Annotated in this window: 23 protein-coding genes; 16 read left to right on the top strand and 7 right to left on the bottom strand. The window is 68.9% G+C overall.

Annotated elements, in window-relative coordinates; all coding sequences use genetic code 11:
- Positions 1–3: 3 nt before the first annotated feature.
- Positions 4–2,187 (top strand): primosomal protein N', encoded by a 2,184-nt coding sequence (locus ASD42_RS04495; protein WP_056810533.1) that lies wholly within the window; start codon positions 4–6, stop codon positions 2,185–2,187.
- 21 nt (positions 2,188–2,208) lie between these two features.
- Here the strand turns inward: ASD42_RS04495 and ASD42_RS04490 are convergent, their stop codons facing one another.
- The gene (locus ASD42_RS04490; protein ID WP_056810530.1) at positions 2,209–3,054 is read right to left on the bottom strand and encodes an NAD(P)H-binding protein; all 846 of its coding nucleotides are present in this window, start codon (positions 3,052–3,054) and stop codon (positions 2,209–2,211) included.
- Positions 3,055–3,134: 80 nt separating this feature from the next.
- Here ASD42_RS04490 and ASD42_RS04485 point away from each other — a divergent pair, with 80 nt between their 5' ends.
- The gene (locus ASD42_RS04485) at positions 3,135–3,722 is read left to right on the top strand and encodes a TetR/AcrR family transcriptional regulator (RefSeq protein ID WP_056810527.1); all 588 of its coding nucleotides are present in this window, start codon (positions 3,135–3,137) and stop codon (positions 3,720–3,722) included.
- Positions 3,723–3,746: 24 nt separating this feature from the next.
- Here the strand turns inward: ASD42_RS04485 and ASD42_RS35595 are convergent, their stop codons facing one another.
- On the bottom strand, positions 3,747–3,878 hold the full coding sequence (locus ASD42_RS35595; protein ID WP_268793499.1) for a hypothetical protein: 132 nt from the start codon (positions 3,876–3,878) through the stop codon (positions 3,747–3,749).
- 178 nt (positions 3,879–4,056) lie between these two features.
- On the opposite strand from ASD42_RS35595, the gene ASD42_RS34255 reads away from it, so the two are divergent.
- The 7 genes from ASD42_RS34255 to ASD42_RS04450 all read left to right on the top strand — a co-directional run bounded on the left by ASD42_RS34255 (position 4,057) and on the right by ASD42_RS04450 (position 10,229).
- Positions 4,057–4,335 (top strand): hypothetical protein, encoded by a 279-nt coding sequence (locus tag ASD42_RS34255; protein ID WP_156677382.1) that lies wholly within the window; start codon positions 4,057–4,059, stop codon positions 4,333–4,335.
- Positions 4,336–4,419: 84 nt separating this feature from the next.
- A complete protein-coding gene (locus ASD42_RS04475; protein WP_056810522.1) occupies positions 4,420–5,097 on the top strand; it encodes a PadR family transcriptional regulator in 678 nt (225 codons plus the stop codon).
- A gap of 62 nt (positions 5,098–5,159) precedes the next feature.
- On the top strand, positions 5,160–6,179 hold the full coding sequence (locus ASD42_RS04470) for an alpha/beta fold hydrolase (RefSeq protein WP_084787001.1): 1,020 nt from the start codon (positions 5,160–5,162) through the stop codon (positions 6,177–6,179).
- A gap of 75 nt (positions 6,180–6,254) precedes the next feature.
- A complete protein-coding gene (gene def / locus ASD42_RS04465; RefSeq protein WP_056810519.1) occupies positions 6,255–6,794 on the top strand; it encodes a peptide deformylase in 540 nt (179 codons plus the stop codon).
- Entirely contained in the window at positions 6,794–7,717 is a 924-nt protein-coding gene (fmt, locus tag ASD42_RS04460; RefSeq protein WP_056810516.1) for a methionyl-tRNA formyltransferase, read from the top strand. Before def ends, fmt begins: the two co-directional genes overlap by 1 nt.
- Before the next feature lie 749 nt (positions 7,718–8,466).
- Positions 8,467–9,792: an RsmB/NOP family class I SAM-dependent RNA methyltransferase gene (locus ASD42_RS04455; RefSeq protein ID WP_056815405.1), complete on the top strand. Its 1,326-nt coding sequence runs from the start codon at positions 8,467–8,469 to the stop codon at positions 9,790–9,792.
- Positions 9,793–9,884: 92 nt separating this feature from the next.
- Positions 9,885–10,229, top strand: a complete 345-nt coding sequence (locus ASD42_RS04450) for an MmcQ/YjbR family DNA-binding protein (protein ID WP_056815402.1) — start codon at positions 9,885–9,887, stop codon at positions 10,227–10,229.
- 24 nt (positions 10,230–10,253) lie between these two features.
- Here ASD42_RS04450 and ASD42_RS04445 read toward each other — a convergent pair whose 3' ends face one another.
- Both ASD42_RS04445 and ASD42_RS04440 read right to left on the bottom strand, forming a co-directional pair.
- Positions 10,254–11,039: an RNA polymerase sigma factor SigF gene (locus ASD42_RS04445; RefSeq protein WP_056815400.1), complete on the bottom strand. Its 786-nt coding sequence runs from the start codon at positions 11,037–11,039 to the stop codon at positions 10,254–10,256.
- A gap of 119 nt (positions 11,040–11,158) precedes the next feature.
- Positions 11,159–11,581 (bottom strand): ATP-binding protein, encoded by a 423-nt coding sequence (locus ASD42_RS04440; RefSeq protein ID WP_056810513.1) that lies wholly within the window; start codon positions 11,579–11,581, stop codon positions 11,159–11,161.
- Between the two features lie 99 nt (positions 11,582–11,680).
- Between ASD42_RS04440 and rpe the strand changes: the two genes are divergently transcribed.
- A complete protein-coding gene (gene rpe / locus ASD42_RS04435) occupies positions 11,681–12,337 on the top strand; it encodes a ribulose-phosphate 3-epimerase (RefSeq protein ID WP_056810509.1) in 657 nt (218 codons plus the stop codon).
- Here rpe and ASD42_RS04430 read toward each other — a convergent pair whose 3' ends face one another.
- Positions 12,338–12,808 (bottom strand): hypothetical protein, encoded by a 471-nt coding sequence (locus ASD42_RS04430; RefSeq protein WP_056810506.1) that lies wholly within the window; start codon positions 12,806–12,808, stop codon positions 12,338–12,340.
- Between the two features lie 552 nt (positions 12,809–13,360).
- Here ASD42_RS04430 and ASD42_RS04425 point away from each other — a divergent pair.
- The 4 genes from ASD42_RS04425 to ASD42_RS04410 all read left to right on the top strand — a co-directional run bounded on the left by ASD42_RS04425 (position 13,361) and on the right by ASD42_RS04410 (position 16,426).
- Positions 13,361–13,984 (top strand): riboflavin synthase, encoded by a 624-nt coding sequence (locus ASD42_RS04425; RefSeq protein ID WP_056810504.1) that lies wholly within the window; start codon positions 13,361–13,363, stop codon positions 13,982–13,984.
- 207 nt (positions 13,985–14,191) lie between these two features.
- A complete protein-coding gene (locus ASD42_RS04420; RefSeq protein WP_056810501.1) occupies positions 14,192–15,436 on the top strand; it encodes a bifunctional 3,4-dihydroxy-2-butanone-4-phosphate synthase/GTP cyclohydrolase II in 1,245 nt (414 codons plus the stop codon).
- Positions 15,437–15,461: 25 nt separating this feature from the next.
- Complete coding sequence (gene ribH / locus ASD42_RS04415; protein WP_056810498.1) at positions 15,462–15,938, top strand: 6,7-dimethyl-8-ribityllumazine synthase; 477 nt, start codon at positions 15,462–15,464, stop codon at positions 15,936–15,938.
- 2 nt (positions 15,939–15,940) lie between these two features.
- Positions 15,941–16,426: a PH domain-containing protein gene (locus ASD42_RS04410; RefSeq protein WP_371852118.1), complete on the top strand. Its 486-nt coding sequence runs from the start codon at positions 15,941–15,943 to the stop codon at positions 16,424–16,426.
- Positions 16,427–16,502: 76 nt separating this feature from the next.
- On the opposite strand, the gene ggt is transcribed toward ASD42_RS04410, so the two are convergent.
- Positions 16,503–18,455 carry a gamma-glutamyltransferase gene (gene ggt / locus ASD42_RS04405; RefSeq protein ID WP_056810495.1) on the bottom strand — a complete coding sequence of 651 codons (1,953 nt, stop codon included), beginning with the start codon at positions 18,453–18,455 and terminating at the stop codon, positions 16,503–16,505.
- A 168-nt stretch (positions 18,456–18,623) separates the two neighbouring features.
- Here ggt and ASD42_RS04400 point away from each other — a divergent pair, with 168 nt between their 5' ends.
- Complete coding sequence (locus tag ASD42_RS04400) at positions 18,624–19,316, top strand: HAD family hydrolase (protein WP_056810492.1); 693 nt, start codon at positions 18,624–18,626, stop codon at positions 19,314–19,316.
- 111 nt (positions 19,317–19,427) lie between these two features.
- Here ASD42_RS04400 and ASD42_RS04395 read toward each other — a convergent pair whose 3' ends face one another.
- Complete coding sequence (locus tag ASD42_RS04395; protein ID WP_056810489.1) at positions 19,428–19,841, bottom strand: hypothetical protein; 414 nt, start codon at positions 19,839–19,841, stop codon at positions 19,428–19,430.
- A 304-nt stretch (positions 19,842–20,145) separates the two neighbouring features.
- Here ASD42_RS04395 and uvrC point away from each other — a divergent pair, with 304 nt between their 5' ends.
- Positions 20,146–22,131 carry an excinuclease ABC subunit UvrC gene (uvrC, locus tag ASD42_RS04390; protein WP_056810486.1) on the top strand — a complete coding sequence of 662 codons (1,986 nt, stop codon included), beginning with the start codon at positions 20,146–20,148 and terminating at the stop codon, positions 22,129–22,131.
- Positions 22,132–22,156 lie beyond the last annotated feature (25 nt).

Here is a 22,156-nt window from a genome sequence, read left to right as displayed (position 1 = left end):
CGCGTGGCAGCGGACGAAACATCGAAGGCAGCGGGACACCCCATCGCGAGGGTGCTCCCGCTGCTTTCGCCTGCCCACCTCGACCGCGACTTCGACTACCTCGTCTCCGCCGAACTGGACGAGATCGCCCGACCCGGCGTGCGCGTGCGCGTGCGTTTCGCCGGTCGCCTGGTCGACGGATACCTGCTGGAACGTCTCCCGCGCAGCGATCACAACGGCAAGATGATGCCGCTCGAACGGGTCGTCTCGCCGGAACGCGTGCTCGCCCCGGAAATTCTGCGCCTGGCCACCGCCGTCGCCACCCGCTACGCGGGGACGCGCGCCGACGTCCTGCGTCTGGCCATTCCACCGCGCCACGCGCGGACCGAAACCGGCGGCACCAAGAAGACCGGTACCGCGGCGAAAGCGGCACCTGTCACGGAAGCCGTTGATAACGAAGAAGATTCGCCGTCTGATGTAGTTGCCGAGGCCGGTGGGAACGACTCTGGCGAATCGGCGGGCGGGGCTACATCGGACCAGCCGGACGCGACGACCGCGGAGGTTCGGCCCGAGTCGTCACCCGAAGTGTCCGTAGCCCAACCGCGCGTCGAGGTCGATGCTTCGGCATGGGGCCGATATGTGCACGGCCTGGCCTTCGTCGACGCGCTGGCGCACGGCAAGGGGGCGCGGGCGGCGTGGCAGGCACTGCCGGGGGAGAACTGGGCGGCGCGGCTGGCGGAGTTGGCGGCGACGGTCGTGGCCAGTGGGCGCAGCGCCGTGTTGATGGTGCCGGATCAGCGCGATCTCGATCGGTTGCTCGCCGAATGTGTTGCGCTGGTCGGTGATTCGGCGGTAGGGCTGTCGGCGGGGTTGGGTCCCGCAGCGCGGTATCGGCGGTGGCTGGCGGTATTACGTGGGCAGGCGCGGATCGTGGTGGGGACGCGGGCGGCGGTGTTCGCTCCGGCGCAGGACCTCGGACTGATCGCGATCTGGGACGACGGCGACGACACCTATGCCGAACCGAGGTCCCCGTATCCGCACGCTCGTGAAGTGGCGATGCTGCGGGCGCACGAGACGGGCGCCGCGTTCGTCGCCGCCGGTTTCGCGCGGACCGCCGAGATCCAAGCGGTGGTCGAATCCGGTTGGGCACGTGACCTTCTCGCCGAACGCCAGGTATTGCGCGAGGTGACGCCACGGATCAGCGCGCCCGGTGACAGCGATTTCGCGTTGGAGCGCGACGCGTTGGCGCGGTCGGTGCGGATGCCCGGTGTCGCGTTCGCGGCCGCGCGCTCCGCGATCAAGGAGAACGTGGCGGTGCTGGTGCAGGTGCCGCGGCGTGGGTACGTTCCGTCGCTGGCCTGCGCGAAATGTCGCACGCCTGCCCGCTGTCGGCACTGCAACGGCCCGTTGGCACTGCCACAGTCGGCCAATGGTGAAGCGGCGAGCCCGAATTGCAAGTGGTGCGGGATCACCGAAGCGGCGTTCCGCTGCCAGGCGTGCGGTGCGCGAGCTCTGCGGGCGACGGTGATCGGCGCGGCCCGGACCGCCGAAGAACTCGGTCGCGCCTTCGCCGGGGTACCGATCCGCACCTCGGGGGGCGGGGAAGTGCTCGATACCGTCGAACCGGGTGCTCAGGTGGTCGTCGCCACCGTCGGAGCCGAACCGCTCGTGCAGGGCGGTTACGGCGTGGCCCTGCTGCTCGACGGATGGGCGCTGCTCGGCCGCGCCGACCTGCGCGCGAGCGAGGACACCTTGCGCCGCTGGATGGGCGCGGCGGCGCTGGTGCGGCCTCGCGGGCAGGTCATCGTGATGGCCGAACCCTCCCTGCCCACCGTCCAGGCGCTGGTCCGGTGGGACCCCGTCAACCACGCCGCCGCCGAACTCGAAGCCCGCGCCGAGGTCGGCTTCCCGCCTGCGGTCCGCCTCGCCGCCGTCGACGGCACCACCGCCTCGATCGCCGAATTACTCGATGCCACAACCCTTCCCGACGGCACCGAGGTCCTCGGCCCCGTCCCCCTGCCGCCGACGGCCCGTAAACCCTTCTCCGGCGCCGACTCTCCCGCCGAGGTCGAGCGCATGCTCCTGCGCGTACCCCGCTCGGGTGGCGCGCCCCTCGCTCGCGCCCTCACCGCCGCCCAAGCGGTTCGCAGCTCCCACCGCTCCGATGCCCCCCTTCGCGTCCAGATCGACCCTGTCGACATCGGCTGACCCGGGCGTCCGGCACGCCGGTCAGGCGTACATCGGTCGATGGCGCCGCGCCCACTGCGCGTAGCTCGTGGCCGGTCGACCGAGAACCTTCTCGATATCGTCGCTGACCTGCAGCTCTTCCGGTGTGGGTGTGCCGAGGATGGTTAGGGTGTGGTCGGCGACCGGCTCGGGCATGAAGCGGAGCAGGTTCTGTTTGGCTTGGTCGGAGGTGAGTTCGACGAAGGCGATCGGGATGTCGATCGCTTCGGCGAGTGCCGCGGCTTGGTCGCGAGGGGTGACCACGGCGGGACCGGTCAGGGTGTAGGCGCGGGCGTGGTGGCCGTCTTCGCGGAGGGCGGCCGCGGCCACGGCGGCGATATCGGCGGGGTCTACCGAGGGAAGGCCGACATCGCCGAAGGGCGCCGGGACGATGCGCTGGGTGCGGATCGGTTCGATCCACGCGAAGGTGTTGGAGAAGAACGCGCCGGGTCGCAGCGCCGTCCACTCCAGGCCGGACTCGGCGAGTGCCTGTTCGAAGGCGATCGTTCGGGCGTAGCCGTCGGAGTGGGGGCGGGTCACCGCGCCTTGCGAGGACACGAAGACGACTCGGCGCACGCCGGCGTCCGCGGCGGTTTTCAGCAGCAGCGCCGGCTCGGGGCCGATCACCAATTGCTCTCCGGTGATCAGCAGGAACAGCGCGTCGGCGCCGTGTAGCGCGGGGGAGAGGCTGTCGAGATCGCCCAGGTCGGCGACCGCGTGCTCGACGCCCGCGGGGAGGTCGACGGGACGAGTACCTCGGGAGACGGCCCTGACCTGCTCACCCGCGTCGGCGAGTAGTCCGACCAGGGTGCTGCCGATGTTGCCGGTCGCTCCGGTGACGACGATCATGTGGATCCTTAGTTAGTTAGCTGACTTACTTGGTGAACAGAACGTATCCCATCGGGCATCGGCTGTCTATAGTTAGTTGTATGACTAAATCGGACGCGCAGGTCAGCCCCAAGATCGGGAAGCAGGAACGGCTGGTCCAAGCGGCGATGCGGGTGTTCTACCAGCAGGGCATCGAGAAGACGACGATCGCCGAGATCGCGCGCGAGGCCGACGTGCCGGTCGGCAATGTCTACTACTACTTCAAGACCAAAGACCAGTTCGTCGCCGCGGTCATCGAGCTGCATGCGCAGGTGCTGACCGGGGCCGTCACCGAGATCGCCGAGCTGCCGGGGCCCGCCGACCGATTGAAGGCGATGGTGCGCAGCTGGGTCGACCAGCGGGAGATGGCGGCGCGATACGGGTGCCCGTTCGGTTCGTTGGCCGCCGAGCTCGACAAGCGGGAGGACGCCTTCCGCGGCGAGCCTGCGCGCGTGATGGGCCTGCTCGTGGACTGGGCACGCACGCAGTTCGCCGAGCTGGGGCGCACCGATGGCGCCGAGCTCGCGATCGCGTTCGTGGCTGCCTATCAGGGAATCTCCTTGCTCACCAACACTTTCCGCGACCCGGAACTGATGGTCACCGAGGGCGCGCGGCTGGAGCGGTGGATCGACGAGCTGGGTGCGCGGTAGACCCGACTCGGGTACGCGGCGGATTCAGGCGCGATCGCCGGGCTGCCAGCCCGAGCACAACAGGTCGATGCCGGTGATCTCGCCGTGGTCGGTGGTGAGGAAGACGCGCTGCTCGGCGACGCGGGTGGCGCCGTTGGCGGGTCGGATGCGGACCAACCAGTGCGTCGCGAGCTTGTCGCCGACGCGTTCGCGGCCGGAATCGACGACGGCGAAATCGTCGGGACCGCCGAACCGGCCGCGGAAGCGCTCGATCGCCGGATCGGGGCCGACCGCGGTGAACGGGCAGGCCGTACTCGCGCGCCGCGATGGCGGCCAGGTCTGCGACAGCGCGCGAATGACCGAGGAACCAGGTCGCTTTCGCGTCGGAGTAGTCGGCGAAGACGGTGAGGACGTCGGTGAGTTCGTCGTCCGTGATCGGTCTGTCGAGTGCCGCGCAGCCGTCGATCACCTGCTGCCAGGCATCGACGCGGTCGAGTCCGTCGAGCAGTGCCCCGTTCTCGCGGGTGCACAGTTGAACCAGGGTGGGATCGAACTCGGTTCCACTGCGCGACCGCAACATTCGCAGCGCGCGTCGACACCGCCGACCCGGGCATGGACTTCGGCGTCGTGGTGAATTCAGGTTACTCCTTGCGCTCGATGCATTGCCGATATATCGTCGATAGTGTCAAGATAAACGGGAGAGCCACAGGAGGCTGTCATGCAGAACCAAGAACAACGAGAATTCGGACACTTCCGGCGCGGTCGCGGACCGGGCCCCCGGGAATTCGGTCCCGACCGGCAGCAGTTCCGCCACGGCGGGCGACACGGGCACGGCCCCGAGTTCGGACCGGGTTTCGGCCCAGGTTTCGGGCCCGGTTTCGGCCCTGGCTTCGGTCGTGGACGCGGCCGTGGCGGCCGTGGCAGGCGCGGTGACGTGCGGGCCGCGGTGCTGCTGCTGCTCGTCGAGCGCCCCATGCACGGCTACGAACTGATCCAGCAGATCCGCGATCGCAGCGACGATGTCTGGCGCCCCAGCCCGGGGTCCATCTACCCGGCATTGGCCCAGCTAGAGGACGAGGGCCTGGTGCTCATCGAGAAGATCGCCGGTCGCAAAACCGCGCAGCTCACCGACGAGGGCAAGGCCTATGTCGAGACTCATCGCGACGATCTCGGTGACCCGTGGGCCGACGTCAAGCAGGATGTCGGCGCTCAGGCGCTGGACCTGCGCGGTCTGGTCGGACAGGTGATGGGCGCGGTCGGTCAGGTGGCCCAGGTCGGCACGGCGCAGCAGGCGGCGAAGGCGGCCGAGGTGCTCGCCGAAACCCGTCGGGCGCTGTACCGGATCCTCGCCGAAGACGATGTCGTTTCCGAGGGCGACGCAACCCCCGAGAAGTGAGGGCGTCGTGAACGTCCTTCCCGGCGTGCGGTTGTCGATCCCATGGAGTAAATGTTTGGGGCATGGAACAACTGGGAACGTTGTGGGGTTGGGGAACATCACGATTGCGCGGAGCGGTGTCGGTCACGGCACTCGCCTGCACGGCGGTGATCGGTGTGTCCGTCGCGCCGATCGCCGCCGCTGAACCCGCGAATTTTCGGCCGGCTGTCATTCCGATGGAGGCGGGTCCCTCGCAGGCCGATCATCTGGACGCAGCCCATTACATCAAGGCTCATCCGAACTCGGTTCCGGTGGGGCTCAACAACTTCGGGTGTACACCCACGGCTGAGCATCCGCGGCCGATCGTGTTGGTGCACGGCACCGACTCGAGTGCGTACTCCGACTGGGCGGGAATCGGACCGCAACTGGTGTCGGCAGGCTACTGCGTCTTCGCGCTGAACTACGGCGGGGTGCCGGGCGCCGACACCTATGGCACCGAGGACATGCGGATCAGTTTCGCCCAGCTGGCCGGGTTCGTCGACGATGTCCTGGTCGCGACCGAGGCGACCAAGGTCGACCTGGTCGGATTCTCGCAGGGTGCCACCGTCAGCCGGTTCTACGTCAACAAGCTCGGGGGCGCGCCGAAGGTCGGGACCTGGGTCGGCCTGGCCTCACCCAGCTACGGCGGGGTCATGTACGGACTGGTTCCGGTGGGGCAGGCCGTTCCCGGCATGATGGATGTCTTCGCGAAGGTCACCTCGACGGCCGCGGTCCAGCAGGCCCAGGGCGAACCACTCATGGTGGAGCTCAACGCGGGCGGCGACACGGTGCCCGGTGTCCGTTACGTCACCGTCGGCAGCCGGGTCGACGAGATGATCCAGCCGTTCTCGAACATCGCCCTGCGCGGCGCGGGTGCGGAGAACCTCGTCCTGCAGGACCTGTGCGCCGACAACCTGACCGGCCACTTCCACCTGGTCTACGACCCCTTCGTGCAGCAACTGCTCCAGCGCGTCCTCGACCCCGTCCGGGCACCCGCTCCGGTCTGCGTGCCGGTCCCGCTCGGCACCGGCATCCCCGAGGTGATCATCGCGGGCAACTCCTGACGGCCGGGCTGGACGGAAGCGCCTGGCGGGGTCACTAGACTGGGACGACCGCATTCGTCCTCCCCGGGAGCCACCGTGACCATTCAGCCCGTCCGCCTGTTCGGCGACCCGATCCTGCGCTCGCGTGCCGACGCGGTCACCGAGTTCGGTCCCGACCTCGCCACCTTGGTCGCCGACCTCACCGAGACCATGCACGACGACGGCGGGGTCGGGATGGCCGCGCCGCAGATCGGGGTCGGGCTGCGGGTATTCGTCTACGACACCGGCGACGCCGCGGGGCACGTGGTGAACCCGGAATGGTCGGCTGTCGGGGCCGACGAACAGGTCGGCCCCGAGGGCTGCCTGTCGATTCCCGGCGTGCGCTACGACGTGCGCCGGGCATCGCGCGTTCGGGTCACCGGCGTGGACATCACCGGTGCGCCGGTGGAATTCGAGGCCGAGGGTCTGCTCGCGCGCTGCGTACAGCACGAACACGATCACCTCGACGGCGTGCTGTTCATCAACCGGCTCGAACCCGCCGACCGTAAGGACGCGATGCGCACCATCCGCGAATCCGACTGGTTCCGCGGCGGAATCACTGTGCGCGAATCCAGCGGCGTCGGCGGTGGTCGCTGATGCGCCTCGTTTTCGCGGGCACGCCCGAACCCGCGGTGCCCTCACTGCGCAGGCTGATCGAGAGCGCGGGCCACGAGGTCGTCGCGGTGGTCACCCGGCCCGACGCCGTCGCGGGCCGTGGCCGCAAGATCATGCGCTCGCCCGTGGGACAGCTCGCCGACGAACACGGTATTCCGGTGTTCACGCCGCGTAAGCCGTCCGAGCCCGAATTCGTCGCCGCGCTCACCGAGCTCGCGCCGGACTGTTGCCCGGTCGTCGCCTACGGTGCGCTGCTGCCGCAACAGGTGCTCGATATCCCCGCGCACGGCTGGATCAATCTGCACTTCTCGCTGCTGCCCTCCTGGCGCGGGGCGGCGCCCGTGCAGGCGGCCATCGACGCGGGTGACGACATGACCGGCGCGTCGACCTTTTTGATCGAGGCGGGCCTCGATACCGGCCCGGTGTACGGAGTGATGACCGAGAAGATCGGGCTCACCGACACCGCTGGCGAGCTGCTCGCCCGGCTCGCCGACGCGGGCGCCGTGCTGCTCGAGAAGACCCTGGACGGAGTGGAAGACGGTTCGCTGCAAGCGATTCCGCAATCCCACGACGGCGTGTCCTACGCACCGAAGGTGACGGTGGAGGCGGGGCGGATCGGATTCGACGAACCCGCCCTGGCCATCCACCGCCACATCCGCGCCGTTACCCCGGCGCCCGGTGCGTGGACCGAGGTGAACGGGCTGCGCCTCAAACTCGGCCCCGTGGAAATGGTGGAGGAAACCTTGCCCGAACGCGAGATCGAGGTGCGCAAGTCCGGCGTCTTCGTCGGAACATCGACCACAGCGGTCCGCCTCGGGCAGGTCCAACCGCCCGGCAAGAAGATGATGAACGCCCTCGACTGGGCCCGCGGCGCCCGCCTGACTCCCGGCACGGTGATCGGATGAGCGCCTCCGACCGCCGCCGACGTCGCGACGCCGACGCGGCGAAGGGCATCACGTCCCGCGACGACCGCAAGCCCACCGGAAAAACGGGTGAGCAGCGGGGCAGCAGCCCCCGCGACGACCGCAAGATCACCGGCAAGAACGTCGACGGCGGCTGGGCCGCCCGCGCCGCGAAGGGCACCACCACCCCGCGCGCGGACGGCGACCGCTGGACGGGCCGCGACGACCGCGGCGGCGCCGATCGACCCCGTCGCGACGACGGCGGCTATCGCTCCGGCGCACCCCGCCGCGCGGACGACCGCCCCGGTTTCACCCGCGGCGCGCAGGGCCGTGACGCAGGCAACCAACGCGGCGACGCCCCGCGCTCCGGCGCGCCCCGCCGCGAAGACGACCGTCCCGGTTTCGGCCGTGGCGCGAACGACCGTGCGCAAGGCCGTGACGCGGGCAGCCGGCGTGCGGACGCTCCGCGCTCCGGTGCCCCTCGCCGCGAGGACGACCGTCCTGGTTTCGGCGGCGCGAACGAGGCACAGGGCCGTGACACGGCTGACCAGCGCGGTGACCGTGCCGGACGTTCCGGCGCGGGACGTGCCGACCGCGGCACCTCCCGTCCCGACCGCGGTGCGCGCCAAGGAGATTCGCGGAGCAGCAGCCGCGATGCTGGTGCGGGACCGGCGGCCAAGGCCGCCACGCAACGTCGCCCCGAGCGGCCCGATCCCAGCGTGCCCAGTCCGCGCAAGCGGCGCGGCGAGCCCGTGGATCCGGCGCGCGAGGTCGCCCTCGACGTGCTGCGGGCGGTGCGTGAGCGCGACGCCTACGCCAACCTCGCGCTGCCGAAGCTGTTGCGCGAGCGCAAGATCAGTGGACGTGACGCCGCGTTCGCGACCGAGCTCACCTACGGCGCGAGCCGTTCGCAGGGGCAGCTCGACGCGGTGATCTCGGCCTGCGCGGGCCGCCCGGTCGACGAGATCGACGGCCCCATCCTCGATATCCTGCGCCTGGGCGTCTACCAGCTGCTACGAACCCGCACCAGTGCGCACGCCGCCGTCGACACCTCCGTCGACCTGGCCAGTGCCGAATTCGGCCAGGGCCGTGCCGGTTTCGTCAATGCCGTCCTGCGTCGGGCGGGGGAGAAGACCGCCGAGCAGTGGATCACCGAGTTGGCCCCGGCCGACCCGGTCGGCAAGCTCGCCTTCGAACACGCGCACCCCAAGTGGATTGCCCAGTCCTTCGCCGACGCGCTGGGCGCGCAGGCGGGCGAGCTGGACGAACTCCTGGCAGCCGACGACGAGCGCCCGGTCGTGCACCTGGTCGCCCGCCCCGGCGAGATCACCGCCGAAGAACTGGCGCTGGTCACCGGCGGCGAAGAAGGCCGCTGGTCGCCGTACGCCGTGTATCTCGACGGTGGTGATCCCGGCCTGCTGGAACCGGTCCGCGACGGCATCGCCTCGGTCCAGGACGAGGGCAGCCAGTTGGTCGCGCTCGCTCTCACCCGGGCGCCGCTGGAAGGCGAGGACAAGGGTCGCTGGCTCGACCTCTGCGCCGGTCCCGGTGGCAAGGCGGCCCTGCTCGGCGCACTCGCCGCGATCGACCTGTTCACCGTCGACGCCGTGGAACCCGCCGAGCACCGCGCCGAGCTGGTCCGCAAATCCACCAGGAACCTGCCCGTCACCGTGCACGTCGCCGACGGCCGCGACAGCGGGCTGACCCCCGGCTACGACCGCGTTCTGGTCGACGCGCCGTGCACCGGCCTCGGCGCACTGCGCCGGCGCCCGGAGGCGCGCTGGCGTCGCACCCCGGCCGACGTGGCCGAACTGGTCACCTTGCAGCGCGAACTTCTCACCGCCGCGTGGGATCTGGTGCGACCGGGTGGTGTCGTCGTGTATTCGACCTGCTCACCGCACCTCGCGGAAACAGTGTCGGTGGTCGCCGATTTCGTCCGTCGCACCGGCGCCGAAGAACTCGACAGTCGCGAGTTCCTGCCCGGCGTCACCGATCTCGGCGACGGCCCGTCCGCACAGCTCTGGCCGCACCGCCACGGTACCGACGCCATGTTCCTGGCGACCCTGCGCAAGAAGTAGCCCCGCGAACACACGGCGCCGTTCCCACACCGGGAGCGGCGCCGTTCCATTCGTCCAAGCGGGTGCCGATCGCCGCGGTGCAGAATCGACGTATGGCGATGACGTGGGAGCAGGTGGTCGCGGTGGCGACGGCGCTGCCGGGTGTGGAGGAAGGCACCTGGTGGCGCAGTCCCGGCCTGAAGGTGAGCGGAAAGGGCTTCGCACGGTTACGTGTCGAAGCGGAGGGCGGCCTGGCGTTGCTCTGCGAGCTCACGGAGAAGCAAGCGCTGCTCGCCTCCGGCGATCCGGCGTTCTACACGACCCCGCACTACGACGGGCACCCGTTCGTTCTCGTCGACCTCGCCGCGGTCGACCCGCGACAGCTCGCCGAGCTGATCGATAGCGCTTGGTGGCTGCGCGCACCCGCGAAGCTTCGGCGCGCCAGGGAGAGCGCGTAGGGGGACTCCGTTGTCCCGCTGGCGTCAGTCCCGTTCGGACAATTCACGCAGGCGTGCAAGGGTTTTCGCGAGAATCCGCGATACGTGCATCTGCGAGATCCCCAGCTGCGAGGCGATCTGCGTCTGCGTCATCGACTCGAAGAACCGCATGGTGAGGATGCGGCGCTCACGTTCGGGCAGGCCCGCCAGGAGCGGGCGCACCGCGATGTACTCCTCGACCCGGTCGAACTGCGATTCCTCCTCGCCGAGGGTGTCGAGCAGCGACGCATCGCTGTCGCGCCCGATCGAGGCGGCGTCGATCGACGTCGGCTGATAGGCGTTGCCCGCGATGACCGCCTGGGTGACCTCGTCGGGGTCGACATCGAGTTCGGCGGCGATCTCCTTGGCGGTGGGGGAGCGTCCCAGTCGCTGCGAGAGCTGATCCACCGCCGCGCCGATGCGCAGGTGGGTTTCCTTGACGCGCCGCGGAACCCGCATCGCCCAGGTGTTGTCCCGGAAATATCGCCGGACCTCGCCCATGATGGTCGGCACCGCGAAGGACAGGAAATTCGAGCCCCGGCTCAGATCGAACCGATCCACCGCGTGCACCAGACCGACCCGCGCCACCTGCGACAGGTCGTCGAACGGCTCACCGCGCCCGCTGAACTTGCGCGCGATGTGGTCGGCCAGCGGGATGCAGCGGTTGATCAGCGCGTCACGCGCCACCGCGTGCGCCACGCTGCCCGGCTCGGTCGCCGCGAGACGCTCGAACAGGGCGCTGACGTCGTCGTACCCGGATACCGGCTCCGGAGTTTCGGTCTCGTCCTCCAGCGATTCCTGCTCGAGGGCTTCCTTGTCCGGTTCAGCGGCCTTGTCCGATTCCGCGGCAGGGGAGTCGGTTTTGTCGGGTTCGCTGAGACTGTGCTGGTCGGATGTGTCCTCGCCGTGCACTACGCCTTCCCCCGGACCCGTCGAAATCGAACCGTCGTCGGGTACCCGGACACGCCTGCGTCGAAATCCTGCTGCTCGGCAGTCACCTCGTCGCACAGCGTGCGCAGCACATGCCACCCGAAGCTGCGCTGATCCGGCATGCCCTGCGATCCCGCGACACCGTCGACGCGGACCTGCAATTCGGTGTCACCGACGAGGAATTCGCAGGTGAGTAGCGTATCGGGGGCGGCGATCGCGATCAGAGTCGAGCACACCTCGTCCACCGCCAGGCGCACGTCGGCTACCTCGTCGAGGGTGAAATCACTGAGTAGTACCAGTGTTTCGGCCAGTCCGCGCACGATTGGCAGCTGCGTCAGCTGTGCTGCCACACGAATCTCCACCGGGGCGCCGAAGGGCCCATGTTCCGCCGAAAAATTGGTCACCCTCAGAAGGCTACCCATATCCCGGCAGGGCAATCACCATCGCCGTCGCTACACTGGCGCGCTGTGTCCACTCCGACGTTCTCTCGTCCGTCCAAGCCGATGATCGCCCCGTCAATCCTGTCCGCGGACTTCGCGAACCTGGCAGCCGAGGCCGCGGCTGTCGAAGGATGCGATTGGCTCCACGTCGACGTCATGGACGGTCACTTCGTGCCGAACCTCACACTGGGTCTGCCGATCGTGCAGAGCCTGCTGAAGGCCACCGATATCCCGTTCGACTGCCACCTGATGATCGACGATCCGGGCCGCTGGGCGCCGAGCTACGCCGAGGCGGGCGCCTACAACGTCACCATCCACGCCGAGGCCACCGATGATCCGATCGCGGTGGCGCGCGATATCCGCGCCGCGGGCGGCCGGGCCGGGCTGTCGGTGAAGCCGAACACCCCGATCGAGCCGTACCTGGAAATCCTGCGCGAGTTCGACACCCTGCTGGTGATGAGCGTGGAACCCGGATTCGGCGGGCAGTCGTTCATTCCCGGCGTGCTGGAGAAGGCGCGGATCGTGCGCAACCTGGTGGACTCGGGTGAGCTGCACCTGGTCGTCGAGATCGACGGCGGCATCAACGACGACACCATCGAGCAGGCCGCCGCGGCCGGTATCGATTGCTTCGTGGCCGGATCGGCGGTCTACAACACCGCCGATCCGGGTGCCGCTGTGCAGACGCTGCGCAACCTCGCAGCGGCGGTCTGGCTGCCCTAGCTACAGGGCGCGGAGTTTGCGGGTGCCCAGCGCTCGCGCCGCGTCGATGACGGCCTGCACCGGCGGCCGATGGTCGCCGGATTCGGGTTCCTGCACCCAGGTGCGATAGCCGGTGCGCTCGTCGTCGGGGGAGGGCAGCACGATCTGGCTGCCCGCGCAGGCGACGGTCGCGTACAGGCGGAACAGTTCGGCCGAGGCGGTCGCGGTGAGAGAGTCGGGTCGGCACGGGCCGGTGAGGAACGTCCAACGCCGGGCACGGGGGTGATCGACGACCGGACCCGCGATAGCGGCCTCGCGCAGCTTGGCCTGCACTCGCTCGCCCAGGTCGCCGGGCATGGTCACCGCGCCGTAGTGCGCGCCGATCTGGAGCAGAATGCGGCGGGAATCGAAATCTATCTTGGCCGGTAGATGCAACTCGCGCCGATAACGCACGCAGCGCATTTCCAGCGTCGAATCGATCAATGTGCTCATGCGGCACCCCCACATATCGCGAACCTGTTGTAACCCACAGTGTTGTCTTCCTGGAGTGGTGGACTATCCCTGGGGCGAACACTCGGTGGCAGCGGCGCTCCGAGCGATGATGTCGGGAAGAACCCGCAGTTCCAGGCCCCGACATCTGGTTGAACAGCAGGAATCAATGACGTAACAATATTGCGTCAATGGTGCGGGGGGCGCAAGCATTCCACTCACCGTGTTTCCAGTTCGTGATGGCTGGGTATTGCCAGATTAAGGCCGCCGGATGAATGCGGGGGACCGGTTCGCTGAAAATTGGATTGAACGACAACCGCCGGGATGATTAACGGCGGTGTCGCGTCATGTCGATACACCTTCGCCGCCGAAACGATGCCCTGTCGATCGGTTCCGATGGCCGAGTGCTGCCCGCGGTCGGGTTCGGCCCCCGACCCGGGCTCACCGGCCGCGCTACTAGGCTGTGCGACGAGCTGGGCGGTCGCGTGGGAATAGCGGCCACCCGCCTGCTGTTGGGCCCAACGGGTACGGATGACGCGACAAGGGAGTTCAGGCATGTTCACAGGGATCGTCGAGGAGCTCGGCGAGGTCGTGGCCACCGAAGCGCTGACCGACGCCGCCCGGTTGACGATCCGCGGCAAGCTGGTGACTTCCGATGCCGGACACGGCGATTCGATCGCCGTCAACGGCGTCTGCCTCACCGTGGTCGACGTGGTCGACGGCGACAGCTTCACCGTCGATGTCATGGACGAGACGTTGAAGCGTTCGAGCATCGGCGGCCTCGTCACGGGATCGCCGGTCAACCTCGAGCGCGCGGCCGCGCTGAACAGTCGCCTCGGTGGCCACCTCGTGCAGGGCCATGTCGACGGCACCGGCACGGTGCTGCGCCGCAGCCCGTCGGAGAACTGGGAGATCGTGCGGATCTCGCTGCCGGATTCCGTCGCGCGCTATGTGGTGGAGAAGGGCTCGATCACCGTCGACGGCGTCTCCCTCACCGTTTCGGGTCTCGGTATCGACGACGAACCCGGTGCCGACGGAAGCCGTGATTGGTTCGAGGTCTCCCTCATCCCGACCACCCTCGCTCTGACCGTCCTCGGCACCGCCCCCGTCGGCGCCACCGTCAACCTCGAGGTGGACGTGATCGCGAAGTACGTAGAACGCCTCGCCCAACGAGGCTGACACCGATCGGCGCCAGGCCTCACAGAACACGCCGGGACCACGCCGTAATGTAGGAAGTCATTGCCATCCCACGGAGTGTTTCTCGGCCGCCTCGATCTGGACTGACCAGAGGGTGCGACGAAGGAGTGCCCGCCGGGAGGGAAGATCGAGGCCCACCGGGCCGAGAAACCCGCGGCCCCGGCCGCCAAATATACGGAGCAAGCAGACGTGACCAGGTTGGACAGCATCGAGCGCGCGGTCGCCGATATCGCGGCCGGCAAGGCTGTTGTCGTCATCGACGACGAGGACCGGGAGAACGAAGGCGATCTCATCTTCGCGGCCGAGAAGGCCACCCCGGAGCTGGTCGCGTTCATGATCCGCTACACCTCCGGCTACATCTGCGTGCCGCTGACCGCCGACGACTGCGACCGCCTCGGCCTGCCGCCCGCGTACGCGATGAACCAGGACAAGCACGGCACCGCCTACACCGTCTCGGTGGACGCGCGCGAGGGCATCACCACCGGCATCTCCGGCGCCGACCGGGCCGTCACCATGCGCTTGCTGGCCAGCGCCGAGGCCAAGGCCGACGAATTCACCCGCCCGGGCCACGTGGTGCCGCTGCGCGCCAAGGACGGCGGCGTGCTGCGCAGGCCCGGCCACACCGAGGCCGCGGTCGATCTCTCCCGGATGGCCGGACTGCGTCCCGCGGGCGTGATCTGCGAGATCGTCAGCCAGAAGGACGACGGGCACATGGCCCGCACCGACGAGCTGCGCGTGTTCGCCGACGAGCACAACCTGGCGATGATCTCGATCGCCGACATGATCGCCTGGCGGCGCAAGCACGAGAAGCATGTCGTGCGGGTGGCCGAGGCCCGGATCCCCACCGCGCACGGCGACTTCAAGGCCGTGGGATACCAGAGCATCTTCGACGACGCCGAGCACGTCGCGCTGGTGCGCGGCGACATCGGCGACGGCGAGGACGTGCTGGTGCGCGTGCACTCGGAGTGCCTGACCGGCGACGTCTTCGGTTCGCTGCGCTGCGATTGCGGCCCGCAGCTGGACGCGGCGCTCGAGATGGTCGATCAGGAGGGGCGCGGCGTCGTGCTCTACATGCGCGGGCACGAGGGCCGTGGCATCGGTCTGATGCACAAGTTGCAGGCCTACCAGCTGCAGGACACCGGTCGCGACACCGTCGACGCCAACCTCGATCTCGGCCTGCCCGCCGACGCCCGCGATTACGGCACCGGCGCACAGATCCTGGTCGATCTCGGTATCCGCTCGATGCGGCTGCTCACCAACAATCCGGCCAAGCGAGTCGGCCTCGACGGCTACGGCCTCGCGATCACCGAGCGCGTTGCGATGCCGTTGCGCGCCAATGCCGAGAACCTGCACTACCTGCGCACCAAGCGCGATCGGATGGGCCACGACCTGGTCGGCCTCGACGATCTCGACCTGGGCGAAACCGCGCAGTGATCACCACTTCGGAAAGGCAGTAACGATGAGCGGCACGGGTGTTCCGTCCTTCGCCTTGGCGCAGGCCAAAGACGTCAAACTCGGCATCGTCGCCTCGCGTTGGCACACCGAGATCTGCGACACCCTGGTGGCGAATGCCGAACGGGTGGCCAAGGAGGCCGGCGTCGAACATGTGACCGTGGTGCGCTGCGCCGGCGCGATGGAGCTGCCGGTCGTCGCGCAGGAGCTGGCGCGCACCCATGACGCTGTGGTGGCGCTGGGCGTCGTGATCCGTGGTGGTACACCGCATTTCGAGTATGTCTGTGATGCGGTGACGGCCGGGCTGACCCGGGTGTCGCTGGATGCGGCCACCCCCGTCACCAACGGCGTGCTCACCACGAACGACGAGGAGCAAGCGCGCGATCGGGCCGGGCTGCCCGGTTCGTCGGAGGACAAGGGCGAGCAGGCGTGTGCCGCTGCCCTCGATGCCGCGCTCACGTTGCGCGCGCTGCGATCGGTGTGACCGTGCCGGTGGTGCGGACGTGGCGTCGCGGTGCTCCCGAGCCCGACTCGGGCTGGGAGTTCGAGGTGCGTCCGCGCCGGGCGATCCGCACCGCCGTGGTGGTCGCGATCATCATCCTCGTCGCGTTCACCGCGGGTGGGGTGCTGCTGCGCACCGGGTCGACCGGGGTGAACTTCCGGGTCGCCGATCAGGTCGCGATGATCCTGATCGGCGTGGTCGGTGCTGGTGCGGTACTGATGCTGACCCGGCCGCGAGTGCGCGTGGGTAGCCAGGGTGTCGGGGTACGCAACATCCTGGGCGAGCAGGTGTACCCGTGGGCCTACATCCGCGGTGCGGCCTTCCCGGACGGCAAGGCGTGGGCCCGCCTCGAACTGGCCGATGACGATTACGTCCCGATGTTGGCGATCCGTTCCAACGACAAGACCCACGCCGCCGACGCCATCGAACGCGTCCGCGAACTCGGCGCCCGCTACGCCCCGCAGGACTGAATTTCGCCGACCGTCGGCACTGAACTGAGTGCCGGCAGCCGCCTGTGCGCCACCTGGTGACGCACAGGCCGACGCGTCAGCGGGTGTCGCCGAGGACCGCACCCTCGCGGCGCGGATCCGCACCGCCGATCCAGCCGTCCTCGCCGTTGTGTTGCAGGGCGCTGAGTCCGCTGGACTGTGGCGCCACGGAGACCTGATGGCCCATCGCCCGTAGCTTCTCGACCAGCGGATCGTGGGCGCCGTTGTCGGTGGCATCGATGTCGGGGTGCTCGCCGCCCACGCCGGTGACCGGCGTATTGCCCGCGCCGAACGACACCCCGGAGACCGCCTGTTGCGGGTCGAGGCCCCAATCCAGAACGTTGACCAGCGTTTTCACGACGAACTGGATGATCACCGAACCGCCCGGTGACCCTGTGACGAGCTTCAGCTCGCCACGGTCGCCCTTGTCGTCACGATCGAACACCAGGGTCGGAGCCATCGAACTGCGCGGGCGCTTGTTGGGCTGGAGGCGGTTGGCCACCGGGGTGCCGTCGGGGTCGACGGGGTCGGCGGCGAAGTCGGTGAGCTGATTGTTGAGGACGAATCCGTCGACGAGATGGAACGACCCGAACGCCGATTCGACCGTCGTGGTCATCGCGGCGGCGTTGCCGTACTTGTCGATGACGGAGATGTGGCTGGTGCCGTGTTCGGGCGGCTGTGGGCCGTTGCCGAGGGGGACCGGGCCGAGGTTGCCCGGCTTGGCGGTCCCCATGCTGCGCTGCGGGTCGATCAGCGTCGACCGCTCCTTGAGGTACTGCGGGTGGACCAGGGAGAGGGCCGAATTACCCGGCAGCGGAACGAAATCCGGGTCGGCGACGTACTTGTTGCGGTCGGCGTAGGCCAGCCGCTCCGCCTCGGAGATCAGGTGCACGGCCTGCGCGTCGGGGCGGCCGCCGTTGGCGTCGAGCTCCTGGGGACGCAGCGCGGGGAGGTCGAAGTTGGCGAGGATACCCAGCGTCGCGGCGACGGTGCTGCCACCGGAGGACGGCGCGGGCATGCCGCACAGTTCGTACTTGCGGTACCCGGTGCACAGTGCCGTGCGCTTCTTGGCCTCGTAATTCGCCAGGTCGGTAGTGGTCAGCGCACTCGGGGTGCGCCCGCCCGCCGTACTGCCCGCCGCCTCGACGATGTCCTGGGCGATGGCGCCGCTGTAGAAGGCTTTCGTGCCGTCGGTCGCGATCGTCGACAGCGTTTTCGCCAGCGCCGGATTGGTGAGGACGGTGCCGGACTTCTTGGGCGAACCATCGGGTTCGAGGAAGTAACCGCGCGCGGCTTCGTCGGCGGCCAGGTCCTTCGCGGACTCGGCGATCTGCCCAGCCAGCCGCGGACTGATCTCGAAACCGCTGTCGGACAGACTGATCGCGGGATCGAACAGTTCCTTCCAGGCGCTCATCCCGTGCTCCTGGTGCGCGAGTTCGAGCATCCGCAGCACGCCGGGAACACCGATCGAGCGACCGCTGGCGCGGGTGTTCGGCGCGGGTTCGGTGCGGTCGGTATCGCTGACCCAGCGCAGATAGTTCTCGGTCGCCGCGGCGGGCGCGGTCTCGCGGCCGTCGTAGGTGTCGACCGTGCGCGACTTCGCGTCGTAGTGGACGAGGAACGCGCCGCCGCCGATTCCGGAAGCCTGCGGTTCGACCAGCCCGAGTACCGCCTGTGCGGTGACCAGCGCGTCGGCGGCGGTGCCACCCGCGCGCAGCACCCGGCACGCGGCCTCCGTGGCAATCGGATTGGCGGTCGACACCGCGTAGGTGCTGGTGCGTACCGCCGTCATGTCCGAGCGGTATCCCGATGAGATCTCCGGGTTGGTGCTGAGGTTCTGCGAGGTCGGCGCACCCCCTCCGGTCGCGGGCGCCGCGGACACCGGAGTGCCGTTGGGCGTGCTCGTACACTCGGCAGCCGTCTTCTCATCTGTCGAACATCCGGCCAGTACCCCCACCGCGAGCACTGCGGCCGTCGTGGCCCCGATCCACGTCCGTCGCCTTGGCGTCATAGAGGCAGCGTAACGCGCCGGTCCGACACCATCCGAGCTTTTTCCGCCGGGGCGCAGGTCGCCGACCTCCTCGGTGATCTCGACGCCCGGATGACGTGTTCGCGAATCCTGGACTCCCCGGCCGGTTTCCGCCGGAGCCGTACTCGCAGTCTGGCTACCCTGGCTGATATGGATATCGACGCGGTGCTCTTCGACTACTCGGGCACGGTCTTTCGTTTGGAAGACGACCGGACCTGGGCCGACGAACTCGTCGGCGACGACGGCACACCGTTCGACATCGCGGCGAAAGCCGAAGTGCTGCGGCGGATGACGGCGCCGGTCGAGCAGTTCATGACCTTCGACGCGGCGGGCCAACATGCCTGGGACAACCGCGATCTCGACCCCGCCCTACACCGCCACGCCTATCTGGAGGTATTGCGCGGTTCCGGCCTTCCCGACACCCAGGCGACGCGCCTCTACGAACGCCTCATCGACCCGCTCACCTGGACTCCGTACCCCGACACCGGCACTGTCCTGAAATCGCTTGCCGCCCAAGAAATCCCGGTCGGCATCGTCAGCAATATCGCCTTCGACATCCGCCCCGCCTTCGCGAAGCACGGCTGGACGGACCTGGTCGGTGCGATGACCCTGTCCTACGAAGTAGGCGCCATCAAACCGAACGCCCAGATCTTCCGTGACGCCACCGACCGCCTCGGCGTCGACCCCGAACGTGTCCTCATGATCGGCGACAGCGCCGAAGCCGACGGCGGCGCCACCTCCCTCGGTGCCCGCTTCGCGCTTGTCGACGCGGTCCCCACCATCGATCGCCCCCGCGCCCTCATCGACGCACTCGCCGAACACGGCATCCGAACTGCCGACTGACCGCATGCGGGCGACTCGTCGATCGATAGTCGTGCCCGGCAACCGACTCCTATGCCCCGGTCGAGACGCCCGCGGACGCTTACAGCCGTGCGAACCAGCGCGAGGCGCAGGTCAGCGTTCGCGGGTGAACCAGGCCCGGGCCGAGGGCCGAATCAGCATCCCCGCGACCGCGGCATTGGCGACGACGCCGACCACGCCCGGCGGCAGCCCGGTGAGAATGCCCGTCGACGACACCAGGCACGCCAGCACCGCGACCGCGATCGCCGCCTTGCGCACCAGATCGCCACCCTGCCGGAACAACAGCACCAGCGGAACCAGCGCGAAGGACGGCAGATACCCGGCGAGCAGCGCGCCGAGCGAGCCGCCCAACGCCACCGTGATCGCGATCAGCACCACACCGACAGCGGTCGCTACCGCGGCGATCAGCCGCGCCCCGCGCACCGTCCCCGGCATGGCTCCCTGCGGGGACGCCTCGTCGTCGTACAGGTCATCGCCGGTTTGCGGCAGGGCGGCGGCATTGCTCATCGGACGTCCTTTCGGGCACATAATCCGAGCACTCACGCTACACAGGCGGGCGCACAGCTCCCCGGCGACCTCGCGAGCAGGTTTGCGCCGGCCCCGACCCGCCGACCACAATGGCCGTCGTCCTGATCTCCTTGCCGCCCGGTTCGGACGGTTTCGTCGCGCCCGGGTAGGGCTGAGTCCGTGCGGCGTCGCTGGACGCGGAAAGCATTGTGCAAGAACGGTTTCGGTGCCGGTCAAGGGTCGCCCGCGCCAGTCGGCGCCTCGGCGGTGCGGACCTGTCGGAGTCCCTCGCTAGGCTGGATGGGTGGCAGATCCCGCGACGTACCGGCCGGCGCCGGGCACGATCCCCGTCGAACCCGGTGTGTACAAGTTCCGGGACGTGCACGGGCGGGTCATCTATGTCGGCAAGGCCAAGAGCCTGCGGAGTCGGCTGAATTCCTACTTCGCCGATGTGTACTCGCTGCATCCGCGTACCAAGCAGATGGTCACCACGGCGGCCGCCGTCGAGTGGACGGTGGTGTCCACCGAGGTGGAGGCGCTGCAGCTCGAATACAACTGGATCAAGGAATTCGATCCTCGGTTCAATGTGCGCTACCGCGACGACAAGACCTACCCGGTGCTCGCGGTGACCCTCAACGAGGAGTATCCGCGGCTGTTCGTCTACCGCGGGGCACGCAAGAAGGGCGTTCGGTACTTCGGCCCCTACGCCCACGCCTGGGCGATCCGCGAGACCCTCGATCTGCTGCTGCGGGTGTTCCCCGCGCGCACCTGCTCCAACGGAGTATTCAAGCGGCACAACCAGATCGGGCGCCCCTGCCTGCTCGGCTACATCGACAAGTGCTCGGCGCCCTGTGTGGGCCGGGTCAGCGCCGACGAGCACCGCCAGATCGTCGAGGACTTCTGCGATTTCCTGTCCGGCAAGACCGACAAGATGGTGCGCGCGCTCGAACGCCGCATGCACGAGGCCGCTGAAGACCTCGACTTCGAGAACGCCGCCCGTCTGCGTGACGACGTACAGGCGCTGCGCCGCGCGCTGGAGAAGCAGGCCGTGGTGCTCGGTACCGGCACCGACGCCGATGTGATCGCCTTCGCCACCGACGAACTCGAAGCCGCGGTCCAGATCTTCCATGTCCGCGACGGACGCGTGCGCGGCCAGCGCGGCTGGGTCGTCGACAAATCCGGCGACGCGCTCGACGTCGCGGAATCGGGCACCGAGATGGCGGCCCTGGTCGAACAGTTCCTCACCCAGTTCTACGGCGAACAGGCCGCCATGGCCGATCAGAACGGCGACGCGGCCATCGTCGTCCCGCGCGAGGTGCTGGTGCCCGAACTGCCCGCCGACGCCGAGGAGATCGGCGAGTGGCTCAGCGAGATGCGCGGCTCGGCGGTCTCGCTGCGCATCCCGCAACGCGGCGACAAGAAGGCGCTCGCCGAGACGGTGCAGCGCAACGCCGCCGAGGCACTGGCCCAGCACAAGCTCCGCCGCGCCGGTGACCTCACCTCGAGATCACAAGCGCTGCAAGACATTCAGGACGCACTCGAACTCGACAGCGCCCCGCTGCGGATCGAATGCGTCGACATCAGCCACGTGCAGGGCACCGACGTGGTCGCCTCGCTGGTGGTCTTCGAAGACGGCCTGGCGCGCAAGTCCGACTACCGCCACTACGCGATCAAGGAGGCCGCGGGCGACGGCCGCTCCGACGATGTCGGCAGCATCGCCGAGGTGACCCGCCGCCGCTTCGCCCGCCTGGCCCGCGACCGCGAACAACCCGTCGAGATCGAACCCGACGAGGTAGACGAACCCGCCTCACGCCCCGGCATCGACCCCACCACGGGCCGCCCGCGCCGCTTCGCCTACCCGCCCAACCTCTACGTCGTCGACGGCGGCGCACCCCAGGTCGCCGCCGCCGCCGAGGTCCTCGACGAACTCGGCATCACCGACGTGGCGGTGATCGGCCTGGCAAAACGCCTCGAAGAGGTATGGGTGCCCGGCGAAGCAGACCCGGTGATCATGCCGCGCAACAGCGAGGCGCTGTTCCTGCTGCAACGCGTGCGCGACGAGGCCCACCGTTTCGCCATCACCTTCCACCGCAGCAAACGCTCCCGTCGGATGACGGCATCGGCACTGGACTCGGTGCCGGGCCTCGGCGAGACGAGGCGAACGGCCCTGGTCACCCACTTCGGCTCGGTCGCCAGGATCAAGGACGCGACTGTCGAGGAAATCACCTCGGTGCCCGGAATCGGAGTATCGACGGCGAAAGCAGTGCTCGCGGCACTCAACAGTCCGTAACCGCGACGGCCGGGATCGCAGGACG

Source organism: Nocardia sp. Root136 (genome assembly GCF_001427185.1).
GTDB lineage: Bacteria > Actinomycetota > Actinomycetes > Mycobacteriales > Mycobacteriaceae > Nocardia > Nocardia salmonicida.
The sequence above is the reverse complement of the archived record's forward strand: the minus strand, read 5'-3'. Positions and strand labels throughout refer to the sequence as shown.